The sequence below is a fragment of the Rhodopseudomonas palustris genome (assembly GCF_013415845.1).
Taxonomy (GTDB): Bacteria; Pseudomonadota; Alphaproteobacteria; order Rhizobiales; family Xanthobacteraceae; genus Rhodopseudomonas; species Rhodopseudomonas palustris_F.
Genome location: NZ_CP058907.1, coordinates 825,293 through 845,546 on the forward strand (window position 1 = coordinate 825,293; position 20,254 = coordinate 845,546).

General features: G+C 64.9%; 18 protein-coding genes and 1 tRNA gene. 5 read left to right on the plus strand and 14 right to left on the minus strand.

Translation table 11 applies throughout. The features are described from left to right. Positions 1 to 113 precede the first annotated feature (113 nt). The 7 genes from HZF03_RS03830 to HZF03_RS03860 all read right to left on the minus strand — a co-directional run bounded on the left by HZF03_RS03830 (position 114) and on the right by HZF03_RS03860 (position 7,494). Positions 114 to 1,091 (minus strand): ABC transporter ATP-binding protein, encoded by a 978-nt coding sequence (locus HZF03_RS03830; protein WP_119017491.1) that lies wholly within the window; start codon positions 1,089 to 1,091, stop codon positions 114 to 116. Beyond that, entirely contained in the window at positions 1,092 to 2,504 is a 1,413-nt protein-coding gene (locus HZF03_RS03835) for an amidase (RefSeq protein ID WP_119017492.1), read from the minus strand. Beyond that, positions 2,501 to 2,695, minus strand: a complete 195-nt coding sequence (locus HZF03_RS03840) for a hypothetical protein (protein WP_119017493.1) — start codon at positions 2,693 to 2,695, stop codon at positions 2,501 to 2,503. The genes HZF03_RS03835 and HZF03_RS03840 overlap by 4 nt, the downstream gene beginning before the upstream one ends. A gap of 13 nt (positions 2,696 to 2,708) precedes the next feature. After that, a complete protein-coding gene (locus HZF03_RS03845; RefSeq protein WP_012494457.1) occupies positions 2,709 to 3,767 on the minus strand; it encodes an ABC transporter ATP-binding protein in 1,059 nt (352 codons plus the stop codon). Between the two features lie 4 nt (positions 3,768 to 3,771). Further along, entirely contained in the window at positions 3,772 to 4,662 is an 891-nt protein-coding gene (locus HZF03_RS03850; RefSeq protein WP_119017494.1) for an ABC transporter permease, read from the minus strand. Between the two features lie 19 nt (positions 4,663 to 4,681). After that, positions 4,682 to 5,635, minus strand: a complete 954-nt coding sequence (locus HZF03_RS03855; RefSeq protein ID WP_011156327.1) for an ABC transporter permease — start codon at positions 5,633 to 5,635, stop codon at positions 4,682 to 4,684. Between the two features lie 197 nt (positions 5,636 to 5,832). Beyond that, positions 5,833 to 7,494 (minus strand): ABC transporter substrate-binding protein, encoded by a 1,662-nt coding sequence (locus HZF03_RS03860; protein WP_179906261.1) that lies wholly within the window; start codon positions 7,492 to 7,494, stop codon positions 5,833 to 5,835. A 187-nt stretch (positions 7,495 to 7,681) separates the two neighbouring features. Between HZF03_RS03860 and HZF03_RS03865 the strand changes: the two genes are divergently transcribed. Together HZF03_RS03865 and HZF03_RS03870 are read left to right on the plus strand one after the other, a co-directional pair. After that, entirely contained in the window at positions 7,682 to 9,280 is a 1,599-nt protein-coding gene (locus HZF03_RS03865; RefSeq protein WP_119018497.1) for an ABC transporter substrate-binding protein, read from the plus strand. A 329-nt stretch (positions 9,281 to 9,609) separates the two neighbouring features. Then, entirely contained in the window at positions 9,610 to 10,227 is a 618-nt protein-coding gene (locus tag HZF03_RS03870; RefSeq protein WP_119018496.1) for a class I SAM-dependent methyltransferase, read from the plus strand. A 55-nt stretch (positions 10,228 to 10,282) separates the two neighbouring features. Here the strand turns inward: HZF03_RS03870 and HZF03_RS03875 are convergent, their stop codons facing one another. Further along, positions 10,283 to 10,717 carry an EF-hand domain-containing protein gene (locus HZF03_RS03875; protein ID WP_119018495.1) on the minus strand — a complete coding sequence of 145 codons (435 nt, stop codon included), beginning with the start codon at positions 10,715 to 10,717 and terminating at the stop codon, positions 10,283 to 10,285. A gap of 20 nt (positions 10,718 to 10,737) precedes the next feature. Further along, complete coding sequence (locus HZF03_RS03880) at positions 10,738 to 13,101, minus strand: TonB-dependent receptor family protein (RefSeq protein ID WP_119018494.1); 2,364 nt, start codon at positions 13,099 to 13,101, stop codon at positions 10,738 to 10,740. A gap of 398 nt (positions 13,102 to 13,499) precedes the next feature. Here HZF03_RS03880 and HZF03_RS03885 point away from each other — a divergent pair, with 398 nt between their 5' ends. Both HZF03_RS03885 and HZF03_RS03890 read left to right on the plus strand, forming a co-directional pair. Beyond that, complete coding sequence (locus HZF03_RS03885) at positions 13,500 to 14,204, plus strand: Crp/Fnr family transcriptional regulator (protein WP_119018502.1); 705 nt, start codon at positions 13,500 to 13,502, stop codon at positions 14,202 to 14,204. A gap of 105 nt (positions 14,205 to 14,309) precedes the next feature. Next, positions 14,310 to 15,251 (plus strand): sensor domain-containing diguanylate cyclase, encoded by a 942-nt coding sequence (locus HZF03_RS03890; RefSeq protein WP_119018493.1) that lies wholly within the window; start codon positions 14,310 to 14,312, stop codon positions 15,249 to 15,251. 133 nt (positions 15,252 to 15,384) lie between these two features. On the opposite strand, the gene HZF03_RS03895 is transcribed toward HZF03_RS03890, so the two are convergent. The 4 genes from HZF03_RS03895 to HZF03_RS03910 form a co-directional block, all read right to left on the minus strand. Next, positions 15,385 to 15,461 (minus strand) — tRNA-Arg (locus tag HZF03_RS03895). 251 nt (positions 15,462 to 15,712) lie between these two features. Beyond that, positions 15,713 to 16,357, minus strand: a complete 645-nt coding sequence (locus HZF03_RS03900; RefSeq protein WP_119018492.1) for a hypothetical protein — start codon at positions 16,355 to 16,357, stop codon at positions 15,713 to 15,715. Positions 16,358 to 16,505: 148 nt separating this feature from the next. Beyond that, positions 16,506 to 17,231, minus strand: coding sequence for an 8-oxoguanine DNA glycosylase OGG fold protein (locus tag HZF03_RS03905; protein ID WP_133303234.1), 726 nt, complete (start codon positions 17,229 to 17,231; stop codon positions 16,506 to 16,508). A 410-nt stretch (positions 17,232 to 17,641) separates the two neighbouring features. Then, entirely contained in the window at positions 17,642 to 18,067 is a 426-nt protein-coding gene (locus HZF03_RS03910; RefSeq protein WP_119018490.1) for a YccF domain-containing protein, read from the minus strand. Between the two features lie 208 nt (positions 18,068 to 18,275). Here HZF03_RS03910 and HZF03_RS03915 point away from each other — a divergent pair, with 208 nt between their 5' ends. Continuing rightward, positions 18,276 to 18,599, plus strand: a complete 324-nt coding sequence (locus HZF03_RS03915) for a hypothetical protein (protein WP_119018489.1) — start codon at positions 18,276 to 18,278, stop codon at positions 18,597 to 18,599. A gap of 32 nt (positions 18,600 to 18,631) precedes the next feature. On the opposite strand, the gene HZF03_RS03920 is transcribed toward HZF03_RS03915, so the two are convergent. Further along, on the minus strand, positions 18,632 to 20,224 hold the full coding sequence (locus tag HZF03_RS03920) for a gamma-glutamyltransferase (protein ID WP_119018488.1): 1,593 nt from the start codon (positions 20,222 to 20,224) through the stop codon (positions 18,632 to 18,634). Positions 20,225 to 20,254 lie beyond the last annotated feature (30 nt).

Genomic DNA, 20,254 nt, shown 5'->3' on the forward strand with positions numbered 1-20,254 from the left:
TTGGGCGTAGTCCGACGGCGGCTGGGTTCGCCGGTCAGACCCCGCGGGCAATCAACACCAGATGCCGCCCGCCCGCTATCTCATTTGTGACGAGCGTAGCGGCTTATATCGAGCTACCCGGCCACGGCGGCCGGCTCGGCCAGGATGCAGCGCGCCATCCGCCCTGGCCCGAGAGCCACCTCAGGCGGCAGGCCTGCGGAACAGCGCGGCTGGGCATGGGCGCAGCGCGGCGCGAACGAGCAGGCGACGGGCTTGGTATCGAGCGACGGCGGTGCGCCCGGAATCGTCTCCAGCCGCGCGCCGCGCTTGGCGCCGTGCACGGTCGAGGCGAGCAGGCCCTGCGCGTAAGGATGCTGCGGATCACGGACGATGTCGCGCAAGGAACCCTGCTCGATGGTCTGGCCGGCATACATCACGGCGACGCGGTCGCAGATTTCGATCGCCACGCCAATATCGTGGGTGACGAAGATCACCGACATGCCGAACTCGCGCTGCAGTTCGCGTAGCAGCAGCAGGATCTGGATCTGCACGGTGGCGTCGAGCGCGGTGGTCGGCTCGTCGGCGAGCAGGATCTTCGGCTTGCAGGCGAGCGCCAGTGCGATCATCGCGCGCTGCCGCATGCCGCCGCTCATCTCGTGCGGATAGGCGTCGAGCCGCCGCTTCGCCGAGGGAATCCGGACCACCTCGAGCATTTCGAGCGCGCGGGCCATCGCCTCGCGCTTGCTCTTGCCTTCGTGCCGCATCACCGACTCGGCGATCTGCTGGCCGACCGTGTAGACCGGATCAAGCGCCAGTGCCGGCTCCTGGAAGATCATCGACACGGTCTGGCCGCGGAAGGTCGACAGCGCTTCGTCATCGAGCGCCAGCACATCCTGGCCGGCGACCCGGATGCTGCCGGAGATCGCGGTGCGCTTCTTTGGCAGCAGCCGCATCAGGGCGCGTAGCGTCACGCTCTTGCCCGAGCCGGACTCGCCGAGCAGGCCGAGAACCTCGCCCTGGCCCAGCGTGAGGTTGAGGTCGTTGATGGCGTACACGGTCCGCTCGCCGGTGAAGCGAACGTTGAGATCGCGGATGTCGACCAGGTTGCTCATCTACAGCTCCGGGCATTGCCGATGGAAGTCGGTGGCGCGCTGCCAGCCTGCGCCGATCCGCAGCAGCGTCGCTTCGTCGAACGGGCGCCCGATCAGTTGCAGGCCGATCGGCAGGCCGGCGTTCGAGAAGCCGCAGGGCAGCGCCAGCGACGGCAGGCCGAGATAGTTGATCGGCCGGGTGAAGCGGGTCAGCCGCTGGATCACAGCTTCGGCGTTCAGGCTGTTGCCGACGTCGCTCTCGGTGATCGTCGGTGCCGGCACCGGCGACACGGGCGCCAGCACCGCATCGACGCCGGCCACGGCCGCGACGAACTCGGCGAGCGCCACGCCGCGCCAGCGCATCGCTTCGAGATAGGTGACGGCCGGAATTGCCAGCGCGTTCTGCAGCCGCATCAGCACCTGCGGGCCGTAATCCTGCGGACGCTCGCGCATCCACTGGCCGTGGAAGCCGGCAGCTTCGACCGCGAGCACGAGCTGTGCGGCGGCGCTGAGCTGGCGCTGATCCGGCAGTTCGACTTCGACGATGCGGACGCCTTCACGCGCCAGCGCCGACTTGGTGTCGTCGAGCACGCGCGTCACCTCTGGATCGAGATCGTCGACATAGAACGATTTCGGAATGCCGATGCTGATGCCCTGTAGCGACTGCCTGGTGGCGGCCAGATAGTCCGGCACCGGGCGATGCGACGCGGTCGGGTCGGCGGGATCGGCGCCGGCCATCAGGCCGGTGAGCAGTGCGCAGTCTTCGGCGGTCCGGGCCAGCGGCCCGACGGTGTCGAGCGAATGCGACAGCGGCATCGCGCCGGCGCGGCTGACCAGCCCGACGGTGGTCTTCAGTCCGGTGACGCCGCAGAAATGCGCCGGCATCCGGATCGAACCGCCGGTGTCGGAGCCGAGCGCCGCAAACGTCAGCCGCGCGGCGACTGCCGAGCCGGAGCCGGACGACGAGCCGCCGGTGATGTGGTCGAGGCCCCACGGATTGCGCACCGCGCCGTAATGCGCGTTGTGCCCGGTCGGGCCATAGGCGAATTCGGACATCTGCAGAGTGCCGAGCCGCACCTGGCCGGCGTCCTTCAGTCGCTGCAGCGCGGTCGAGGTGGTGGTGGCGACGAAGTCGCGGCGGATCTTGGAGCCGCAGGTCACGACGAAGCCGGTCTCGTAGTACATGTCCTTGTGGGCCAGCGGCACGCCGTGCAGCGGGCCTTTGCGCTCGCCCTTGGCCAGTGCAGTGTCGGCCGCATCCGCTGCAGCGAGCGCGCTCTCAGGCTCGATCGCCATGAAGGCGTTCAGCTTCGGCTGCGCCCGCGCGATGCGATCGAGGCAGGCTTGGGTAGCGTCACGTGACGACAGTTTCTTGGACGCGATCGCCTCGGCGACTTCGGTCAGCGTCAGCAGCGCAGGATTGCCGAGGCTCATCGCGCGCCCTCGTTCTGCGCTACAACGTACGTAGATGGTTCGAGATCGAATGGAAGCGTACCGGCGATCGGCGTGAAACCATCGAACGCCGGGCCGATCGAATTGGCGATCCGCGCCGCAACTTCGTCGTCGACCGGGAGTCCTGCGATCGCCGCCATCTTTTTGATCGTGGCGGGGGCGGGTTTGATCATTGCTGATTTCTCCTTATGGGGCGCGGCTATGTCCCGAGCCGGGGATCGCCATGAAACACGCGGCCTGATGGCCGCTGTCGCCGATCGACGACAGCTTCGGCTTGGCCTGCGAGCATAACGCCTCGGCGAACGGACAGCGCGGATGAAAACGACAGCCGGCCGGCGGATCGATCGGGTTCGGCGGATCGCCGGTGATCGGCGGAACCTCGGTGCGGCGATCCGGATCGGACGACGGCATCGCGGCGAGCAGAGCCCGCGTATAAGGATGCGCCGGCGCATCCCACACTTCGTCGACCGGACCGAGTTCGACGACTTCGCCGAGATACATCACCAGCACACGGTCGGAGATGTAGCGCACCACGTTGAGGTCGTGGCTGATGAACAGGTAGGTCAGGCCGAATTCGCGCTTCAGGTCCGCGAGCAGATTCAGCACCTGCGCCTCGACCGATTTGTCGAGCGCGGAGACCGACTCGTCGAGGATCACCAGTCGCGGCGACAGGGCGAGCGCGCGCGCGATGTTGACGCGTTGGCGCTGGCCGCCGGAAACCTCGTGCGGATAGCGATGCGCGAAGTTCTCGGGGCGCAGGCCGACTTTGCCCAGCAGTTCGCGCGCCAGCGCACGAGCGCTGGCATCGCTCATGCCGTGGACTTTCGGGCCGAACGCGATCGAGTCCTCGATCGTCAGCCGCGGGTTGAGCGACGCGTAGCTGTCCTGAAACACCATCTGCATGCCGCGGCGTAGTTCGCGCAAGCTCAGCTCGCGCCCGACCTGGCGGGCGTCGAAGATGATCTCGCCGGCGGTCACCGGCATCAGGTGCATCAACAGCCGCGCGGTCGTGGACTTGCCGCAGCCGGACTCGCCGACGATGCCCAGCGTCTCGCCCTTGGCGATCGAGAAGGTGACGTCGTCGACCGCCCGCACCGTCTTGGCGCCGCCGAACAGCCCGGTGCCGCGCACCGGGAAATGCTTGGTGAGACCGTTGACCTGTAACAGCGGCTGGGCGGCGCCGCCGATGTCTTCGATCGGCTCGAACTTTTCGACCTCTGCGATTGCGGAGACAATTTTGCTCATCGCATTAGTTCCTGATGTCCATGGCGCTGCGCATCGAGTCGCTCAGCAGGTTGAAGCAGATCGACACTGCGAAGATCATCACGCCGGGCAGCGCCGCCACCCAGGGATTGACATAGATCGCGGTGCGCAGCGTGTTCAGCATCAGGCCCCATTCCGGCTCCGGCGGCTTGGTACCGAGGCCGAGGAACGACAGGCCGGCGGCCAGGATCATCGACACCGAGATCAGGCCGGTGGCGTAGACGAAGATCGGCCCGAGCACGTTGCCGAGCATGTGCACCCGCATGATGGTGAACGCGCCGGCGCCGGACGCGCGTGCGGCTTCGACGAAGTCCATGTTGCGGACGCTGGTGGTGACGCTCTCGGCGACCCGGGTGATCTGCGGCACGAACACCACGGTGAGCGACACGATCGAGTTGGTGATGCCGGCGCCGAGCGCACCGGAGATCGCGATCGCCAGCAGCACCGAGGGGAACGCGTAGAACACGTCGATGGTCCGCATGATCGCGGTGTTGACCTTGCCGCCGACATAGCCGGCGACCAGCCCGAGCGAGGTGCCGATGACGAAGGCAAAGATCACCGGCAACACGCCGATGAACAGCGACAGCCGGCCGCCATAGACCAGCCGGGCCAGCATGTCGCGGCCGAGCTCGTCGGTGCCGAGCGGGTAGTTGGCGGTGCCGATCGGCTTCAGCCGCCGGATCATCGAGCCTTGATACGGATCGGCGAGATGCAGCCACGGCGCCAGCACCGCAGCGAGCACGATCAGCAGCAGGATGATGCCGCAGGCGAGCGCGATCTTGTCGCGGATCAGGCGGCGGCCGACATTGGCCCAATAGCCGCGGGCTTTGCCGGCGGGTGCGGTCTGCGGTGCTGCGTCGGAAGCGGTCAAACTCATCGTCGGAGCTCCCATGACATCAGGCCCGCTTGATCCGCGGATCGATCAGCGCCTGGGCGATGTCGACCGAGAGATTGAGCAGCACGAAGAACAGCGCCAGTACCAGGATCGTGCCCTGCAGCAGCGGCAGGTCGCGCTGGAAGATCGCAGAGTTGAGGAGCAGGCCGGAGCCCGGCCAAGAGAACACCGTCTCGACCAGGATCGAGCCGCCGAGCATGTAGCCGAGCTGCAGGCCCATCACCGCGAGTGCGGTCGGGGCGGCGTTCTTGATGACGTGGCCGAACACTCCGGTTTCACGCAGGCCCTTGGCGCGCAGCGCCTCGACGAAATCCTGCGACAGGATATCGCCGGTCAGCGCCCGCACCGTGCGAGTGACGATGCCCATCGGAATGACCGATGTGGTGATCGCCGGCAGGATCAGATAGCGCAGATGCGCCCAGTCCCATGCCCATTGCCCGGAGCCGCCGGGGCCGGCGCCGACCGCGGGCAGCCAGTTGAGTTGCACCGAGAACACGATCACCAGCACCATGCCGAGCCAGTAGTGCGGCACCGAGACGCCGGCGATGGCGATGCCGGTGGCCAGCTTGTCGATCCAGGTATCGCGGAAGTAACCGGCGATCAGGCCGAACAGCAGGCCGAACGAGAACCCGATGATTGCCGCCGCGATCGCCAGCATCACGGTGTTGGAGACCGCACGCATCACCTCGGCCAGCACCGGCCGGCCTGTGGCGATCGAGGTGCCGAGATCGCCGTGCACCGCCTTCCACAGCCACAGCCCGAACTGCACCGGCAGCGGCCGGTCGAAGCCGTAAGCGGCGCGGAGCTGCGCCGCGAGTTCCTGCGACGCGTCCGCCGGCAACACCGCGACCAGCGGATCACCCGGCGTGATGTGCACCAGCAGGAAACACACCAGCGCGACGCTGAGGACGATCGGAACGACATAGACGATGCGGCGGGCGATATAGGCGAGCACGGTGCACCTTCGATTCAGTCAGACCAGGACGACTTCCTTGCCCTTCTCCCCTCGTGGGAGAAGGTGGCGCGGACGACGTCCGCGCCGGATGAGGGGGCGAGGCGGGAGAGACGCGTCACCGCGTCTTCCCCTCACCCGTCTGCGCGCCTGGCGGCGCGCATCCACCCTCTCCCACGAGGGGAGAGGGGAGCCGTCTCTTACGGCGCGATCGACACCGGGGAGAAGTCGACGAACCAGCTCTTCGGCTGCACGAAGCCCTTGATCTTCGGGCTCAGTGCACGCGGACCAACGTCGTGGGCGACGTAGAGGAACGCTGCGTCGTCGATCGAGGCGGCGTTGAGCTCGGCGAGGACGTCGTCACGCTCCTTGTCGGTGAAGGTGGTGCGCGCCTTCTTCACCAGCTCGTCGAACTTCGGGTTGTTGATGTAACCCCAGTTGTTCGACACCGGCGGCGCCATCGACGACTGCAGGAAGCGCACCAGCGCGAAGAACGGGTCCATAGCCGCGTAAGTGACGTTGATCGCATCCGAGCCGTTCGCCGACGGATCCTTGACGCCGCGGCGCCAATTGGTGAACAGCGTGTTCCATTCGATCACGTCGAGCTTGACGTCGAAGTAACACTCCGCCAGCGCCTGCTGCAGATACTCGTTCATCGGCAGCGGCAGCATCTGGCCCGAGCCGGACGCCGAGGTCTGCACCTTGACGGTGAGCTTCTTGTTCGGGCCGAAGCCGGCTTCCTTCATCAGCTTCTGCGCCGCGGGCAGATCGTACTTGATCTGGAACTGCGGCTTGCCGCGCCAGGGGTGACCCGGCTCGAACGTGCCGGTGGCCGGCACCATCAGGCCCGACAGCAGGCCGTCGCGCATGCCTTCACGATCGATACACAGATTGGCGGCGCGGCGGACGCGGATGTCGTTCCACGGCGAGCCTTCGATCCGCGAGAATTGCCACGGCCAGACGTGCGGCTGTTCGTTCTTCTCGATCTTGAAGCCGCGGCCTTCGATCTCCTTCACCGCATCCGGCGCCGGCGCTTCGATCCAATCGACCTGGCCGGAGAGCAGCGCCGCGGTCCGGGCGTTGGCTTCCGGCATCGGCAGCAGAACCATGCGATCGACGTGCGGCACGCGGTTCTTGTCCCAGTAACCGTCGTTCTTGGTGAGCTCCAGCCGCTCGCGCGGCGTGAACTTCGCCATCTTCCACGGGCCGGTGCCCGACGCATCCTTGGCGAACGCGGCCCAAGCGGCGGTCGACTTCGCCTTGGCGTCGGCGCCCTCGGCCTTGTCGTACAGCGCCTGCCAATTGGTCGGGCTCGCCATGAACAGGTTGGTGAGGTTGATGGGGAGGAAGCTGTCGGGCTCCTTGGTCGTCAGCTCGACGGTCAGGTCATCGATCTTCTTAGCCGAGACCAGCGTCGGCATCCGCGATGCGGTCACGCCGATCTGGCTGGGATCGTATTGCGGTGCTTCTTTGTTGAGCACCTTATCGACGTTCCACACCACGGCGTCGGCGTTGAAGTCGCTGCCGTCGTGAAACTTCACGCCGGGGCGGAGTTTGAAGATCCACTTTGTATGATCAGCGTCTTCGACCTTCCACTCGGTGGCGAGGCCGGGGATAACCACGCTCGCTTTGGTTGCCGACGACAGATCCCACATCGTCAGGGCGTCATACATCGTCAGCCCGGTGAAGCGGTTACCTTCGAAGCCCTGATCGGGCTGACCGAGCGTGCGCGGAATGTCTGCGGCCGTCATGCCGATGCGCAGCACCGATTCGGCGGACGCCAGCGACGGCACCATGAAGACGCTTGCCATCGACAGAGCGAGCAGCGCAGCGCGACGGTTGTTACGACGAAAATTACGCATTCGACGAGAGTCCCTTTGCAGTGACTAATTGGCAGGCTGGTCAATGCAATGCATGTGCCAGCCAAAGCGGCAGTCCGACGCCGCCCGCCTTGACGAAGACGCGCAGACCCCCAATGCAAAACTGCAGGTCCGGCGTGGCGCGCCCGTTGCAAGTGGTTCGCCCATCGTCATCAGGAGATCAGTTGCGATGCGACTTAAGAGTTCATGGGTGCTGGGCGCGTTGTTTGCTGCGGCGAGCGCAATCGGTGCGGCGCGTGCGGAAACAGTGGTGCGTTACGGGATCTCGATGGCCGATATTCCGCTGACCACGGGGCAACCGGATCGCGGCGCCGGCGCGTATCAGTTCACCGGCTACACGATCTATGATCCGCTCGTGGCGTGGGAGATGAACGTCGGTGATCGGCCCGGCAAGCTGGTGCCGGGGCTCGCCACCGAATGGAAGGTCGATGATGCCGACAAGACCAAATGGCGCTTCACCTTGCGCAAGGGCGTCAAGTTTCACGACGGCAGCGACTTCAACGCCGATGCGGTGATCTGGAATCTCGACAAGGTTCTCAACGATAAGGCGCCGCAATTCGACAAGCGCCAGAGTGCGCAGGTGAAGACGCGGCTGCCGTCGGTGAAGAGCTACGCCAAGATCGACGATTCCACCGTCGAGATCACCACCAAGACGGTCGACTCGTTCTTTCCCTATCAGATGCTGTGGTTCCTGGTTTCGAGCCCGGCGCAGTATGAGAAGGTCGGAAAGGACTGGGATAAGTTCGCCGCCAATCCGTCGGGCACCGGTCCCTTCAAGCTCACCAAGCTGGTGCCGCGCGAGCTCGCCGAGCTCACCAAGAACGATGAGTATTGGGACAAGTCGCGGCTGCCGAAGACCGACAAGCTGGTGCTGATCCCGATGCCTGAAGCGTTGACCCGCACCAACGCGCTGCTGGCCGGGCAGGTCGATCTGATCGAGACGCCTGCGCCCGACGCGGTGCCGCAGCTCAAGGCTGCCGGCATGAAGATCGTCGACAACGTCACGCCGCACGTCTGGAACTATCACCTCAGCGTGCTGCCCGGCTCGCCCTGGACCGACGTGCGCCTGCGCAAGGCGCTCAATCTCGCGATCGATCGCGAGGCGGTGGTCGGACTGATGAACGGCCTCGCCAAGCCGGCGGTCGGACAGGTCGATCCCTCGAGCCCGTGGTTCGGCAATCCGTCGTTCAAGATCAAATACGATCTGGCGGAAGCCAAGAAGCTGGTGAAGGAAGCCGGCTATTCGCCGGAGAAGCCGCTGAAGACCACCTTCATCATCGCCAATGGCGGCACCGGCCAGATGCTGTCGCTGCCGATGAACGAGTTCCTGCAGCAGAGCTTCAAGGAGATCGGCATCGACGTCGAGTTCAAGGTGGTCGAACTCGAAGTGCTGTACACCGCATGGCGCAAGGGCGCGGCCGACGAATCCAACGCCGGCATCACCGCCAACAACGTTGCCTACGTCACGTCCGATCCGCTCTACGCGATCGTGCGGTTCTTCCACTCCGGGCAGGTGGCGCCGGTCGGCGTCAACTGGGGCGGCTACAAGAATCCGAAGGTCGATGCGCTGATCGACGAGGCCAAGACCACGTTCGAGCCGAAGAAGCAGGACGAACTGCTGGCGCAGGCGCACTCGCTGATCGTCGACGACGCTGCGCTGGTGTGGGTGGTGCACGATACCAATCCGCACGCGCTGTCGCCGAAGGTGAAGAGCTTCGTGCAGGCCCAGCACTGGTTTCAGGACCTGACCACGATTGGGCTGCAGTAACCAAGCGCAACAAAAGCGATCACAAAAAGGGCTGCGTACGAAAATGCGCAGCCCTTTTTTGTCGCCCGCTGCACAAACTTATCGCTTGGCCAAAGCTCAGCTTATCGTTGGTCGGTGGTGTCGCCTAAGAACAATGCAAGCTGTGCCTATTCGTGGCGCTGCGCGGGCGTCCTGCGCGACAACGCAGCAGCGCCGGCCAGAGGTATTTGGCCGTCGCGCTACCACCATGCGACCTCTCGTCACCACCATCCGTTCGGCGAGTGCCCATCGGCCGCGTCGGGTTCTATCCTGCCCCCGTCGTCAATCGCGACGCGGGGGGACGAGCGAGTATGACCAGCCAACGCGGATTTTGGGACCGGATGGCCGAGCGCTACGCCGCGCGGCCGATCAAGGACGTTGCCGCCTATGAGGCGATGCTGGCGGACGCGGCCGGGCGGCTGTCGCCGTCCGATCGGGTGCTCGAGATCGGTTGCGGCACCGGCGGCACCGCGATCCGCCTCGCGCCCGGGGTGGCGCAGTGGATCGCGACCGACCTGTCGCCCGAGATGGTGCGGATCGCCAGCGCGAAGCCGGCGCCGCCAAATCTGAGTTTCGTGGTCGCCGATGCCGATCTCTCCACCGGCGAGCCGCCATACGATGCGGTTTGCGCGTTTCTGATCCTGCATCTGGTCGACGACATCCGCACCACGCTGTCGGCCATTCGCGACCGGCTCAAGCCCGGCGGCCTGCTGCTGAGCAAGACCTATTGCATCGGCGACATGAACCCCGCGCTGCGCTGGGGCGTGATCCCGGTGCTGCAGCGGATCGGCTGGGTGCCGCCGATCAAATCGCTGACCGCGCAGCAGCTTCGGGCCGTGATCGCAGAGGCCGGCTTCGAGATCGAGGCCTCGCGCACCTTCGGCAGCAACAGCCACGCCCATTACATCGTGGCGCGCAAGCCGGCCTGAGCTACTTCGGCGATCGCCCTGGCAAGGCTCGCATGCCGGGACGCTCGCAAGGGTGTTAGTCCGGGAAGTCGCGGGCGGTCAGCTGGCCGTCGCCGTCCTTGTCGATCGCCTTCATCCACGCCGCGCTGCCGTCGATGAATTCGGCGCGTGACACCCGGCCGTCGCCGTCAGTGTCGTTACGCGGCAGCGTCAGGCCGTCGGCGATCTGCCGGATCTTGACCTGCTCTTCGGCAGAGAACCGCGCGATGCCGGCATCGCGCACCTTGTCGAAGCGCGCATATTCGTCGCGATCGAGATAGCCGTCGGCATTGGCGTCGAAGGCATAGAAACGATGCTCGCGTCCCTGCTTGATCTCGGCCAGCGTGACGACACCGTCATTGTTGCCGTCCCATTGCTCCAGGAAGTGCGAAAGGCTGACCGAGTCCGCGGCGATCGCCGGCGCGACAAGTGTGGCGGCCGCGATGGCCGCCAGAAGAAGGCGTTTGGTCATATCGTATCCTTGCTGGTTGATCAGAACGACGCCTTGATGCCGGCGTAGAAGCCGCGGCCGTCGCCAGGCAGGAAAGCCGCCTGATCGGGCCGCGCCTGATCCACCACCAGCGAGGTCGCCGCATAGGTCTTGTTGAACAGGTTGGTGATCTCGCCGAACACCCGGAATGTCTTGTTGATCCGGTACTCGCTGCGCAGATCCACTACCGCGTAGGGATCGGCATACAGCGTATTCATATTGTCGACCGGCACCGACGCCGGGCTCCAGCGCACCGCGCCTTGCACCATCCAGGCGTCGGTCGCCTGCAGCTGCAGCTGCGCGTAGATCAGATGCGGCACCGCGCCGCCGAGCTTGTTGTTGCCGCGCAGCGGATCGTTGACGAAGCGGAAGTCCTGATAGGTGTAGGCAAGCCGGCCGGAGAGCTTGTCGGTGAATTTCACGCCGGCGCCGAGCTCGATACCGAAATGCGTGGTGCGGTCGGCATTGATCGCTCCGATCGAGGCGCCGGTGACGTCGCGCAAATTGAGCAGCTCGTTGTCGATCCACGAGTAGTAGGTGACGACGTCCCACGAGAACCGATCGGCCCGGCCGCGCCAGCCGCCTTCGACCGTCACGGCGGTCTGAGCCGACAGGTTCGGCGTCGCGAACGCCGCGGCCTTCAGATTCGGGTTGGGGGGCGTCGGTCGCCCGGGGCTGGAATTCGGCGTGCCGTTGATGGTGGCGATCAGGTCGTCATGGGTCGGCGGCTCGAAGCTGTGGCTGCCGGCGATGAAGAAGGTTTGCGTCGCGTCGGGCCGATATGACAGCGCCAGGCTCGGATTCCAGCCCGAGTAGGATCGCGCGTAGCCGTTGTCCTGGGTCGGCACCGAGCCGTTCGGCAGCAGCACCGTGGGCTTGGCCGGATTGTACGCGATCGTCGGCCGCGTCGCGGCGGTGTAGCGGTCGTCATTGTCGCGGGTTGCATAGGCGTAAGAGATCGCCGGCGACACCGTCCATTGCTGCCACACCGGCACATTGGCGCCGGCGAACAATGACAGCGTCTGTGCGTCGAGCCGGTTACTGCCGAACTGCGCGCCGGTCATGCCGCTCTGGTTGAGATAGTAGTCGCGATCCGCCGAGCCGACACTGTATTGCGCAGTGGTTTCGAACAGCGGCAGCAGCGCGTCTGCCGGGTTGTAGGCGTAGCGCACGAGGCCGGTGAAGTCGCCGCCCTTGGTGCTGCGCACCCCTGAAGAGATCGGAAACCGGAAGGTGTCGTCGGTGTAGGTGTAGCCGAGCGCGATATCGATCAGATGCGCGTCGAATGTCGCGGTGGTGCGGTTGCCGATCATGAACTGGCTGGCGTCGCGCCGCGGCTTGTCGCGCACTGCGTTCGGCCCCGGATTGATCGCGACGCCGTTGACCACGGTCGGCCCGGTCGCGGTCTGCCGCGGATTGGCGAACAGCGCGTCCTTGTTGATCGGACCGGCGACGTCGAAGCCGAGATCGGTGTAGCCGAGGAAGAACCGGGTCTTGATGTTCTCCGACAGCGCGATGCCGACATTGGCGTTGAGGCTGGTGCGGTCCGATGAATTGTAGTCGCGGAAGCCGTCGCGGCGGGTGGTGTCGAACTGCAGGAACGCGTCGACATTGTCCTTCTTGGTGCCGATCTGCGCGCTGCTGTTGATCTGGCCGAAGCTGCCGCCGCTCACCGACATCTGGACGCCGGGCTGGCTCGATCCGGTCGGCGAGACGAAGTTGATCGCGCCGCTCAGCACGGTGGCGCCGAGCCGGTTGGCCATATAGCCGCGATACACTTCGATCGATTCGGCCTGCCGCGGATTGGCGAAGCCGACGACGTAGGAGCCGTCGGCGCGGTTGATCGGCAGGCCGTTATACAGCACCAGCACGCCGCGTTCGGCCGGATTCTGCTGCGCCGAGCCGCGCATCTGAATTCGCGGCTGGTCGTTGGCGCCAAGGAAATTCTGGATGATCAGCCCGGGAACGCCGGACAGCGTATTGGCGAGCGTCGGATTGCCCGCGTTCGGCATGTCGTTCTGCGACACCAGCGCGACGCCGCCGGCCAGCACGTTGAAGCGCTCGCGCACCAGGTCCACGGTCTGAACGGCGGAAGCTGCCGGTGCCGCGCTTGGCGTCGTCGCGGGGGCGGCACGGCGCACCACGGAGCGCGGCCGCGCCGGCGCTCGCACGGCTTCGCGCCGCTGCTCGACCACGATGGTGTCGAGCGTGATGGTGGCACCCGGTGTCGCCGATTGCGCAAAGCAGAGCTGGCTGCTCGAGGTCAGCAGGGCCGCGAGCGTGATGGTTCGCAGCGGCCGGCGTGGTGCCGCCGCAAGCGTCTTGCCGATCAGGCTGCGTGTGTCCGGATGCGCATCCGCTTTCATTCTTCGATCCCGTCCATTCGTTCATCGCCCGCCTCGTCGGCGTGCGGCGCGGCGATGGCTCGCCCTCCTTGCGAATGAAAGATCGCGCCTTACGGGACGCGACAGCAGGTACACAGGCCCGCGTGAGCGACCGCGATCACGACCCTTCGGTTCTGATCTCGATGGCAATCGGGCTTTCTCGATCAGCACCGACCATAGCGAGCGCATCGACGCGGCTTTTTGCTTTCGAGCAAACAACGCCGGCCGCGGGCGCGCCGGCCCCCTAGAAAAGCTCGCGACTGTGACAATTCTTCACGTGCCGATTAGAGGCCTTCAAAACCACAGCGAGCGGCGCCGCTGATAGGAAGGAGCCGTAGGAAACGCCCGCTGATAAACCCCGCAGGGTCGCAAGGTTGATGATGGAAAAGGGTGTCCTACGCGCCGCTGCCACACGCAGCGCGCTGTTCTCGCAATTGCCGCCCGCGGAGACGTCGCGCCTTTTGGATGCGTCGAACCTGCGGCAGTTTCCGGCCGGGCAGGCGCTGTTTCACCAGGGCGACGTGCCGGAGTATCTGTTTCAGATCCTCAGCGGCCTGGTCCGCGTCACCCAGCTCAACAGCGAGGGCGAGCAGATCACGCTGCGGATCATGCGGCCGGGCGATCTGTGCTGCGTGGCGGCGTTTCGCCAGCGCTCATATCCAGCTACCGCCACCGCGATCAAGGCCACCTCGGTGTTGGCGTGGCGGACGAGTTCGTTCATCGCGTTGACCCAGCAGAGCCCGGCGCTCGCCGACAATGTCGTCTGTATTGCCGGCGACCGGACCCGCGAGATGCTGCAGCGCGCCACCGAGATGACCGGCAAATGCATCGCGCAGCGGATCGCCGCTTCGTTGCTGCGGCTGTCTGCCCAGGCAGGCGTGCGGACGCCGGCCGGCATTCATATCGAATCCCCCGTGACCCGGATCGACCTCGCCTCGATGGCGGGCCTGACCTACTTCACCGTCAGCCGCACGCTCAGCGCTTGGCAGAAACAAGGTCTCGTCAAAAGCGGTCGTCACCGCCTGACCATCCTGGACATCAGCCGGATTTCCGAGATTGCCGAGCCGCGCATCGGGGCCGGTTGAGACGATCGGCCCGCGCACGCGCGGCGAATGAATATAGGAATCATTAACGCGGCAGCCCTAGTCCTTAGGTCTTAAATAGACTGATGGATCGCTGCCGGATCGCCGATGAGGGAAGACTCTGTCGCCTCGCTTTTGTCGGACGAGGCTCGCGCACGTCTCTATGATCAGGCCCTGACCGCCGCTGGGATCGGCGCCTGGGAGTGCGACCTCGCAACCGAGCGCCTGAACTGGACCTCCGCCGTCTATGGTCTGTTCGGCTATCCGATCGGCAACCCGCTGCGGCGCGCCAGCATCGTTGATCTCTATGTCGACGAATCCCGGCGCCACATGGAGCTCGCCCGCGCCGAAGTGATCCAGAGCGGACATCCGGTCACGCTGGAGACCGAGATCCGCACCTGGCGCGGCGAGATGCGCTGGATGCGGCTGTCGATCAACGCGCTACGCGAGAGCGGCCGCCCGGTGCGGATCTTCGGCTGCAAACAGGACGTCACATCCGACCGGCTCGCGATCGAGCTCCTCCGGCAGCAGGCCGAAACCGATCCGCTCACCGGACTTGCCAATCGCGCCCGCTTCCAGGAGCGCTATCGCGAGGTGGTGAGCGACCGTCTGCATCATGGCTTCGCCTCCGCGCTGGTGCTGATCGATCTCGATGGCTTCAAGGAGCTCAACGATACGCTCGGCCATCTCGCCGGCGACGCGTGCCTGTGCGAAGTGGCCCAGCGCCTGCGCCGTGCCTTCAATAGCGCCGGCCTGATCAGCCGTCTCGGCGGCGACGAATTCGCCATCATCCTGCGGACGCCGACCCACGCCGAGCGGATTGCCGACGTGCTGCGGCGAACCATCGTGATGTTGAGCCGTCCGCTGTTCTGGAACGGCCATCGCATCAAAGTCAGCGCCTCGATCGGCGCCGCCCTGATCGGCCGCCCTCACCAGCGGCGGATCGCCGACCTGTTCGCCGAAGCCGACCTCGCGCTGTATCAAGCCAAAGCTGCAGGGCGGAATCGCGTGAGCCTGATCGGGGATCAGGCGCAGAGCAGGGCGGCGTAGTGGGGGCCGGCATCGGCCGGGCCCACACGCGCCGCTTTGCCTACGAGCCGCTTTGCATCCGCAGGCGCGCGCAGCCTCGGTTTTTCAGAGATGGGATTGGGAGGTCGCCAAACCTGTCTGCGCAGAGCCAGACTGGCGCACCCGACACGATTCGAACGTGTGACCTTTGCCTTCGGAGGGCAACGCTCTATCCAGCTGAGCTACGGGTGCGTGCCCCGTTCCTGTAGCCGATCGCAGTCGGATCGGCAACGGGGGAGAAAAACGAAATTCTTTCAAGGGGAAGGCCCCCTCAGGCGGCGGTCAAACGTTCGAATCGTGGCGGGGGCGCCCAAAGAAGCGGGGGTGCAGAGGCGCGCCTGGGGCGTGCCGTGGGTGTGGCCGCCCGATCGTCTGCCTCGACACCGCCAATACGCGCAGGCCGGCAGACGTTGACAAGGTGGGATGCTGAAGACACGCCGACATCACTCGCATCCATTCGCTATTCGACCGCTGCGTCGTGCCATCGCATGGCTGATGAGCGTCTTCTCAAGCACGTCCTTAATGCCATCCGGCCAGATCGAACCACATACCTCCAGGTCTTCCTGCAACTCCCAACAGGAGTGGACGGAAAGCAATACCGCAGTCTCCCGGGGTATCGATTCGATGACGGATTCTAGATGAGGACCGATCGCTTGCTGCCAAGCAATTTGAAGCTCGGCGGTTGGCCCGTTGTGCTTTTCGTAACAGAACTCGTCCCACAGCGTTTTGTGGCCGAGATCGTCACCATAGATGCCAGATGCCGGGATTCGCTGGAGCCTATGCACAAGTCTCCGGGCACAAGCGTTGAACTCACCCCGAGCAAAGGCGCGGACCGCCGCGTGAGTGCGTTCAAGAGCGTCGGTCCAATTTGGGTTGGTTTCGTTCATGGCAAGGATCTCGGCCCACCGAGGTTGGTTCGTGGTGTTCAAGAAGCGTATCGCGGAAGTCTCTACTTCAACCGCTTCACCGTAAATCGCCACTTCCTTGATTGCGTGTTCGAGCGGAACCGTTTCCAGCCAATCCACCAGCACAAAGTATTCTGTACGGTCGGGGTTGGCCTCTCCGTTGCTGTAGTGCCCAGTCTTCAAGACTTCGAGCGCAGGCCGCTCCCCGGCCGGGGGGGACTAATGCAGAGGTGGGCACAGCCTTCCCTTCACCCTACCGTCTCCTACAAATCCATGACCTGGAGCTTTGACCCAGATTCGATCTCCCGCGTTCAACAGATTGAGCGAATTGCTAGCGGGTCTTGACGAGATGGGTAGTCAAGAGGTCGTGCTGCTTGACGTATTCGCGCCACCGTCCCTTACCGCGCCCCTCAGAAAACAGACGCATCTCGGCTTCTTCCTTCGTGATCATTAGACGAGTGGCTAAAGCTTCAACGAGCCCGCAGAAAGTCCGGTAGACGCTACAGCTATTCGACGAGGAGACACGATAGCTTGTGGCTGGACCGGAGTTTTTCAGTAGCGTCACAATGGGGCGACCTACCAGCAAGTTTATGGACCGTGCAGTCCACTGGTCCATAATGATCCCTCGATCTTCGTTAGGGCCGGGAAGAAAGAACAGGAGCTTTGTGTAATAGGCTGGACCGCAGCTTCTGATCTCGCCCGCCGTGCAGTGGTCGAAAAACTGATCGTAGGCCTTGATGTGGTCGATTGTTCCAATGCGCAAGCTATGGGCCGTGCTGACCCAATTCAAATTTTGCAGGACTCCTTTTCCATTCTTCACTGTCATGCCACCCCAAGCGAAAATAAGCATGCAAATATCGAGCGTATCGATAGTTCGATCCTGCGAAATTCGGCGTAGAGTATCTCGGGTCGACGGGCGGTCGATGATGGAATCTGGGAGACGAGATCGAGTACCGTATCCAATTGAATTGAACCAGCGAGAAGGAATTTTCGCTCCCGGCCAGCTTCCCGCAGCGCATAGCTTAATAACTTCGAGATGAGGTTCGCAGAATTCCATCGATGTCACCTGCTGGATGGGAGCTGTATTATTAGCTCCGTTTACCCTACCTATTAGGCGACTGTGGCTGCGTCAAATATGACCTGGCTGATGCTCTGCTTATGTTGCGTGACGATTCAGTCACAGCCTTAGGCATCGCGAAGCTTCTCAGGTATTGAAAGCCTTAGGCGATTATTTTGGCGGTTGCGGCTGGCCCGCCTGCATGAACGTCTACGAGGCGTAGTTTTTTTCACCCCGACGGCCCCAAGCGTGGCCCGGTTGTGCCTTTGACGCGAACGACGCCTCAGTAACTATAAAGAATAAAGAGCTCAATTCTATGAGGTTGGGCTTATCCCCGGTCTAGCTTCGGAGGGCAATGCTCTATTCAGCGGTGGCGGTGTGCCACGGGTGTGACGGCGGCGACGCCCGCGTCACCTTCTGAGGCCGAGGTCGTCGATCGGAACGATGACCTTGCCGATCGGCCAAAGCGCGATGCCGGCGAGCTTCAGGTGGGCCCAGGCGAACGGAATTCCGATGATCGTCACGGCGAGCAGCACGGCGGTGATGAGATGCCCGATGGCGAGCCACCAGCCGGCGAACACCAGCCAGATGACGTTGCCGATCACCCCGAGCGGGCCGGTGCCGATGTCTTCGCGGCCGGTGACGGCTTCCCGGGGCACAGCGGTCTGCCCGAACGGAAACAGCGTGTAGACGCCGATACTGAAGGCCGCGCGCGCCCACGGCAAACCGATGATCGTGATTGCCATGATGACCGCCGCAACCGCCCAGCCGACAGCCATCCAGAAGCCGCCGAGCGCGATCCAAAGGATATTCAGCAGGAGCGAGACGGGAGACATGGCCAATCCTTCCGGAAAACGATGGTCGTTTCAACGTCTGCGTCGTGCCCCGGCAAGATCGCAGTCGGCTGGGGAATCATGTCGAGCATCGTGGCCCGGCAGCGAGATGTCCACAGCCGGTTCCGTCAGCCCGAAATCGCCATTATGGCGGCGAATTGCGGTCAAAGCTGCGGGGTATCGGCAATCCTCGTTCACGAGGAATCGAGACTTGCCCTACACCATCACAGCCATTCGACAAGACGAGAAGATGCGCTGCGTGCGCGACAGTGTTTTGGTGGCGTTCGCCAAGGCGCGGATCTGGGAGAGCGAAGGCTGGGACGTTGTCATCACCGACGAGGACGGCCGCACCTTCGGCACCGCCCAGCTCGATGCTCATGTGGCGGCGTATCGGTCGCTCGATGGCGCGGAGCTTGGCATCGACGACGATGATCTGATCGGCCCGAAGCCGATGAAGCCGCCTGCGCAGAGGTCGCGCGCCGAGCGCACGACGACTGCGCGTGCTCGGCCGGTGCCCGAGGCGATGCCGGCCTAACTCTGCCGCGCGCGGGCGAAGTTCGTGCCGCTTCAGCTTTCTGCCACGGCGTCGCCCCACGGCTGGGCGATTTCTGTCGCGCCGCTATTCGTTGTTCCGTGCCGCAGCACCACACTGGGGCAGGCGAATTTCATCGGGAAGGTCTGCACCCGCGCCTCTTCGTAATCGAACTTCTGGCGCAGCGCCTCGCGCGTCGCGGGCGGCAGGCGCACGTCGCCGATCACCACCTCGCCTTCGCTGGCGTCGATCCGCGGCTGGTGGATCGCGGCGTCGAGGTCCATGCCATAGTCGATCACGAACGACAGGATCTGTGCTACTGCCGGCAGGATGCGCCGGCCGCCGGAGGCGCCGAGTGCTAATCGGCGGCCGCCCGGCGCCTGAGCCAGCACCGGCGTGTAGTTGGTCAGGCAGCGCTTGCCCGGCGCCAGCGAGTTCGGCCGGCCGGGTTCGGGATCGAACCACATGATGCCGTTGTTCATCATGATGCCGGTGTGCGGCGTTTCGAATTTCGAGCCGAAGGTCGACAGCAGAGTCTGCGTCACAGCCGCCATGTTGCCGTCGCGATCGACCACCGAGAAATGCGTCGTACAGGCCGGCGCCAGATGCTCGGCGCCGAGGGCGCGGCGGCAGTCGGCGTCGCCCATGTCGCGCAGCCGCTCCGCATAGGCCGATTGCAGCGCCTGCGCGTAGGCCTGATAGGCCGCGGCATTGGGCTCGCCGCCGGCCGGCGTCAGGCGCTCGCCGAGCACGCGCAGCGTGTGCGCCAGCGTCGGCCCGGCGGTCAGCTCCGGCGTCGCGAACACCGCGCCGCCGCGATACGGAATCGTCAGCGGGTCGCGCAGATGGGCGCGGAAGCCGGCGAGGTCCTCCACCGACAGCGTGCCGCCGGCGGCCTGGATGTCGGCCGCGAGGCGGCGCGCCAGATCGCCTTCGTAGAAGTCGCGCGGCCCTTGCTCGCCGAGCTGCGCCAGCGTCGCTTGCAGCCGGTCCTGGGGCAGGCTGACGTTGGACTTGATGCCCCAGGGGGCGTGCGGCGGCAGGCCGTCGATCAGGTACGAGGCGGCGCTGGCCTGATACCGGCGCAGATCGGCCGCGACGCTGCCGATCATCAGCGTGGTCCACCAGTCGACCGCGAGCCCGTCGCTGGCGAGCGCGATGCTGGGCGCCACCAGATCGCGCCACGGCAGCCTGGCATAGCGGCGGTGCGCCTCCTCCATGCCGGCAACGACACCCGGCACCGCGACCGCGGCCGGGCCATGGATGTTGCGGTCGTCCTTGACCCGCGGCCACGGAAACAGATCGGACGCTGCGCCGGCGCCGGTCATCGGATAGTCCTCGACGCGCAGGCTCTGCGGCGCCCGCATGCCGTAGTCGATCACCTCGGTGCGGTCTTCCTTGGCGCGGTACAGCACCATCGCGCCGCCGCCGCCGATGCCGCTCATCCACGGCTCGAGCACGCCGAGCGCAAAGGTGGTGGCGATCACCGCGTCGATGCAGTCGCCGCCCTCCGCCAGCACGTCGGCGCCGATCTCGGCCGCCCGGCGCGACTGCGCCGCGACGATGCCACCCTTGGCGGTGATCGCCGGCTTACGGATCTGCTGCAGATGGCTGAACTGGTCGGTCATGCGGAGGCTTTCGCTGGCAAAGGGGACAAC

Bases quoted from the DNA above. Each gene is read 5' to 3' on its own strand.
- HZF03_RS03880 (WP_119018494.1), bottom strand. From the start codon at position 13,101: ATGAAAGCGGATGCGCATCCGGACACACGCAGCCTGATCGGCAAGACG.
- HZF03_RS03835 (WP_119017492.1), bottom strand. From the start codon at position 2,504: ATGAGCCTCGGCAATCCTGCGCTGCTGACGCTGACCGAAGTCGCCGAG.
- HZF03_RS03910 (WP_119018490.1), bottom strand. From the start codon at position 18,067: ATGTCTCCCGTCTCGCTCCTGCTGAATATCCTTTGGATCGCGCTCGGC.
- HZF03_RS03860 (WP_179906261.1), bottom strand. From the start codon at position 7,494: ATGCGTAATTTTCGTCGTAACAACCGTCGCGCTGCGCTGCTCGCTCTG.
- HZF03_RS03840 (WP_119017493.1), bottom strand. From the start codon at position 2,695: ATGATCAAACCCGCCCCCGCCACGATCAAAAAGATGGCGGCGATCGCA.
- HZF03_RS03905 (WP_133303234.1), bottom strand. From the start codon at position 17,231: ATGGAATTCTGCGAACCTCATCTCGAAGTTATTAAGCTATGCGCTGCG.
- HZF03_RS03885 (WP_119018502.1), top strand. From the start codon at position 13,500: ATGGAAAAGGGTGTCCTACGCGCCGCTGCCACACGCAGCGCGCTGTTC.
- HZF03_RS03830 (WP_119017491.1), bottom strand. From the start codon at position 1,091: ATGAGCAACCTGGTCGACATCCGCGATCTCAACGTTCGCTTCACCGGC.
- HZF03_RS03875 (WP_119018495.1), bottom strand. From the start codon at position 10,717: ATGACCAAACGCCTTCTTCTGGCGGCCATCGCGGCCGCCACACTTGTC.
- HZF03_RS03870 (WP_119018496.1), top strand. From the start codon at position 9,610: ATGACCAGCCAACGCGGATTTTGGGACCGGATGGCCGAGCGCTACGCC.
- HZF03_RS03850 (WP_119017494.1), bottom strand. From the start codon at position 4,662: ATGAGTTTGACCGCTTCCGACGCAGCACCGCAGACCGCACCCGCCGGC.
- HZF03_RS03845 (WP_012494457.1), bottom strand. From the start codon at position 3,767: ATGAGCAAAATTGTCTCCGCAATCGCAGAGGTCGAAAAGTTCGAGCCG.
- HZF03_RS03920 (WP_119018488.1), bottom strand. From the start codon at position 20,224: ATGACCGACCAGTTCAGCCATCTGCAGCAGATCCGTAAGCCGGCGATC.
- HZF03_RS03890 (WP_119018493.1), top strand. From the start codon at position 14,310: ATGAGGGAAGACTCTGTCGCCTCGCTTTTGTCGGACGAGGCTCGCGCA.
- HZF03_RS03865 (WP_119018497.1), top strand. From the start codon at position 7,682: ATGCGACTTAAGAGTTCATGGGTGCTGGGCGCGTTGTTTGCTGCGGCG.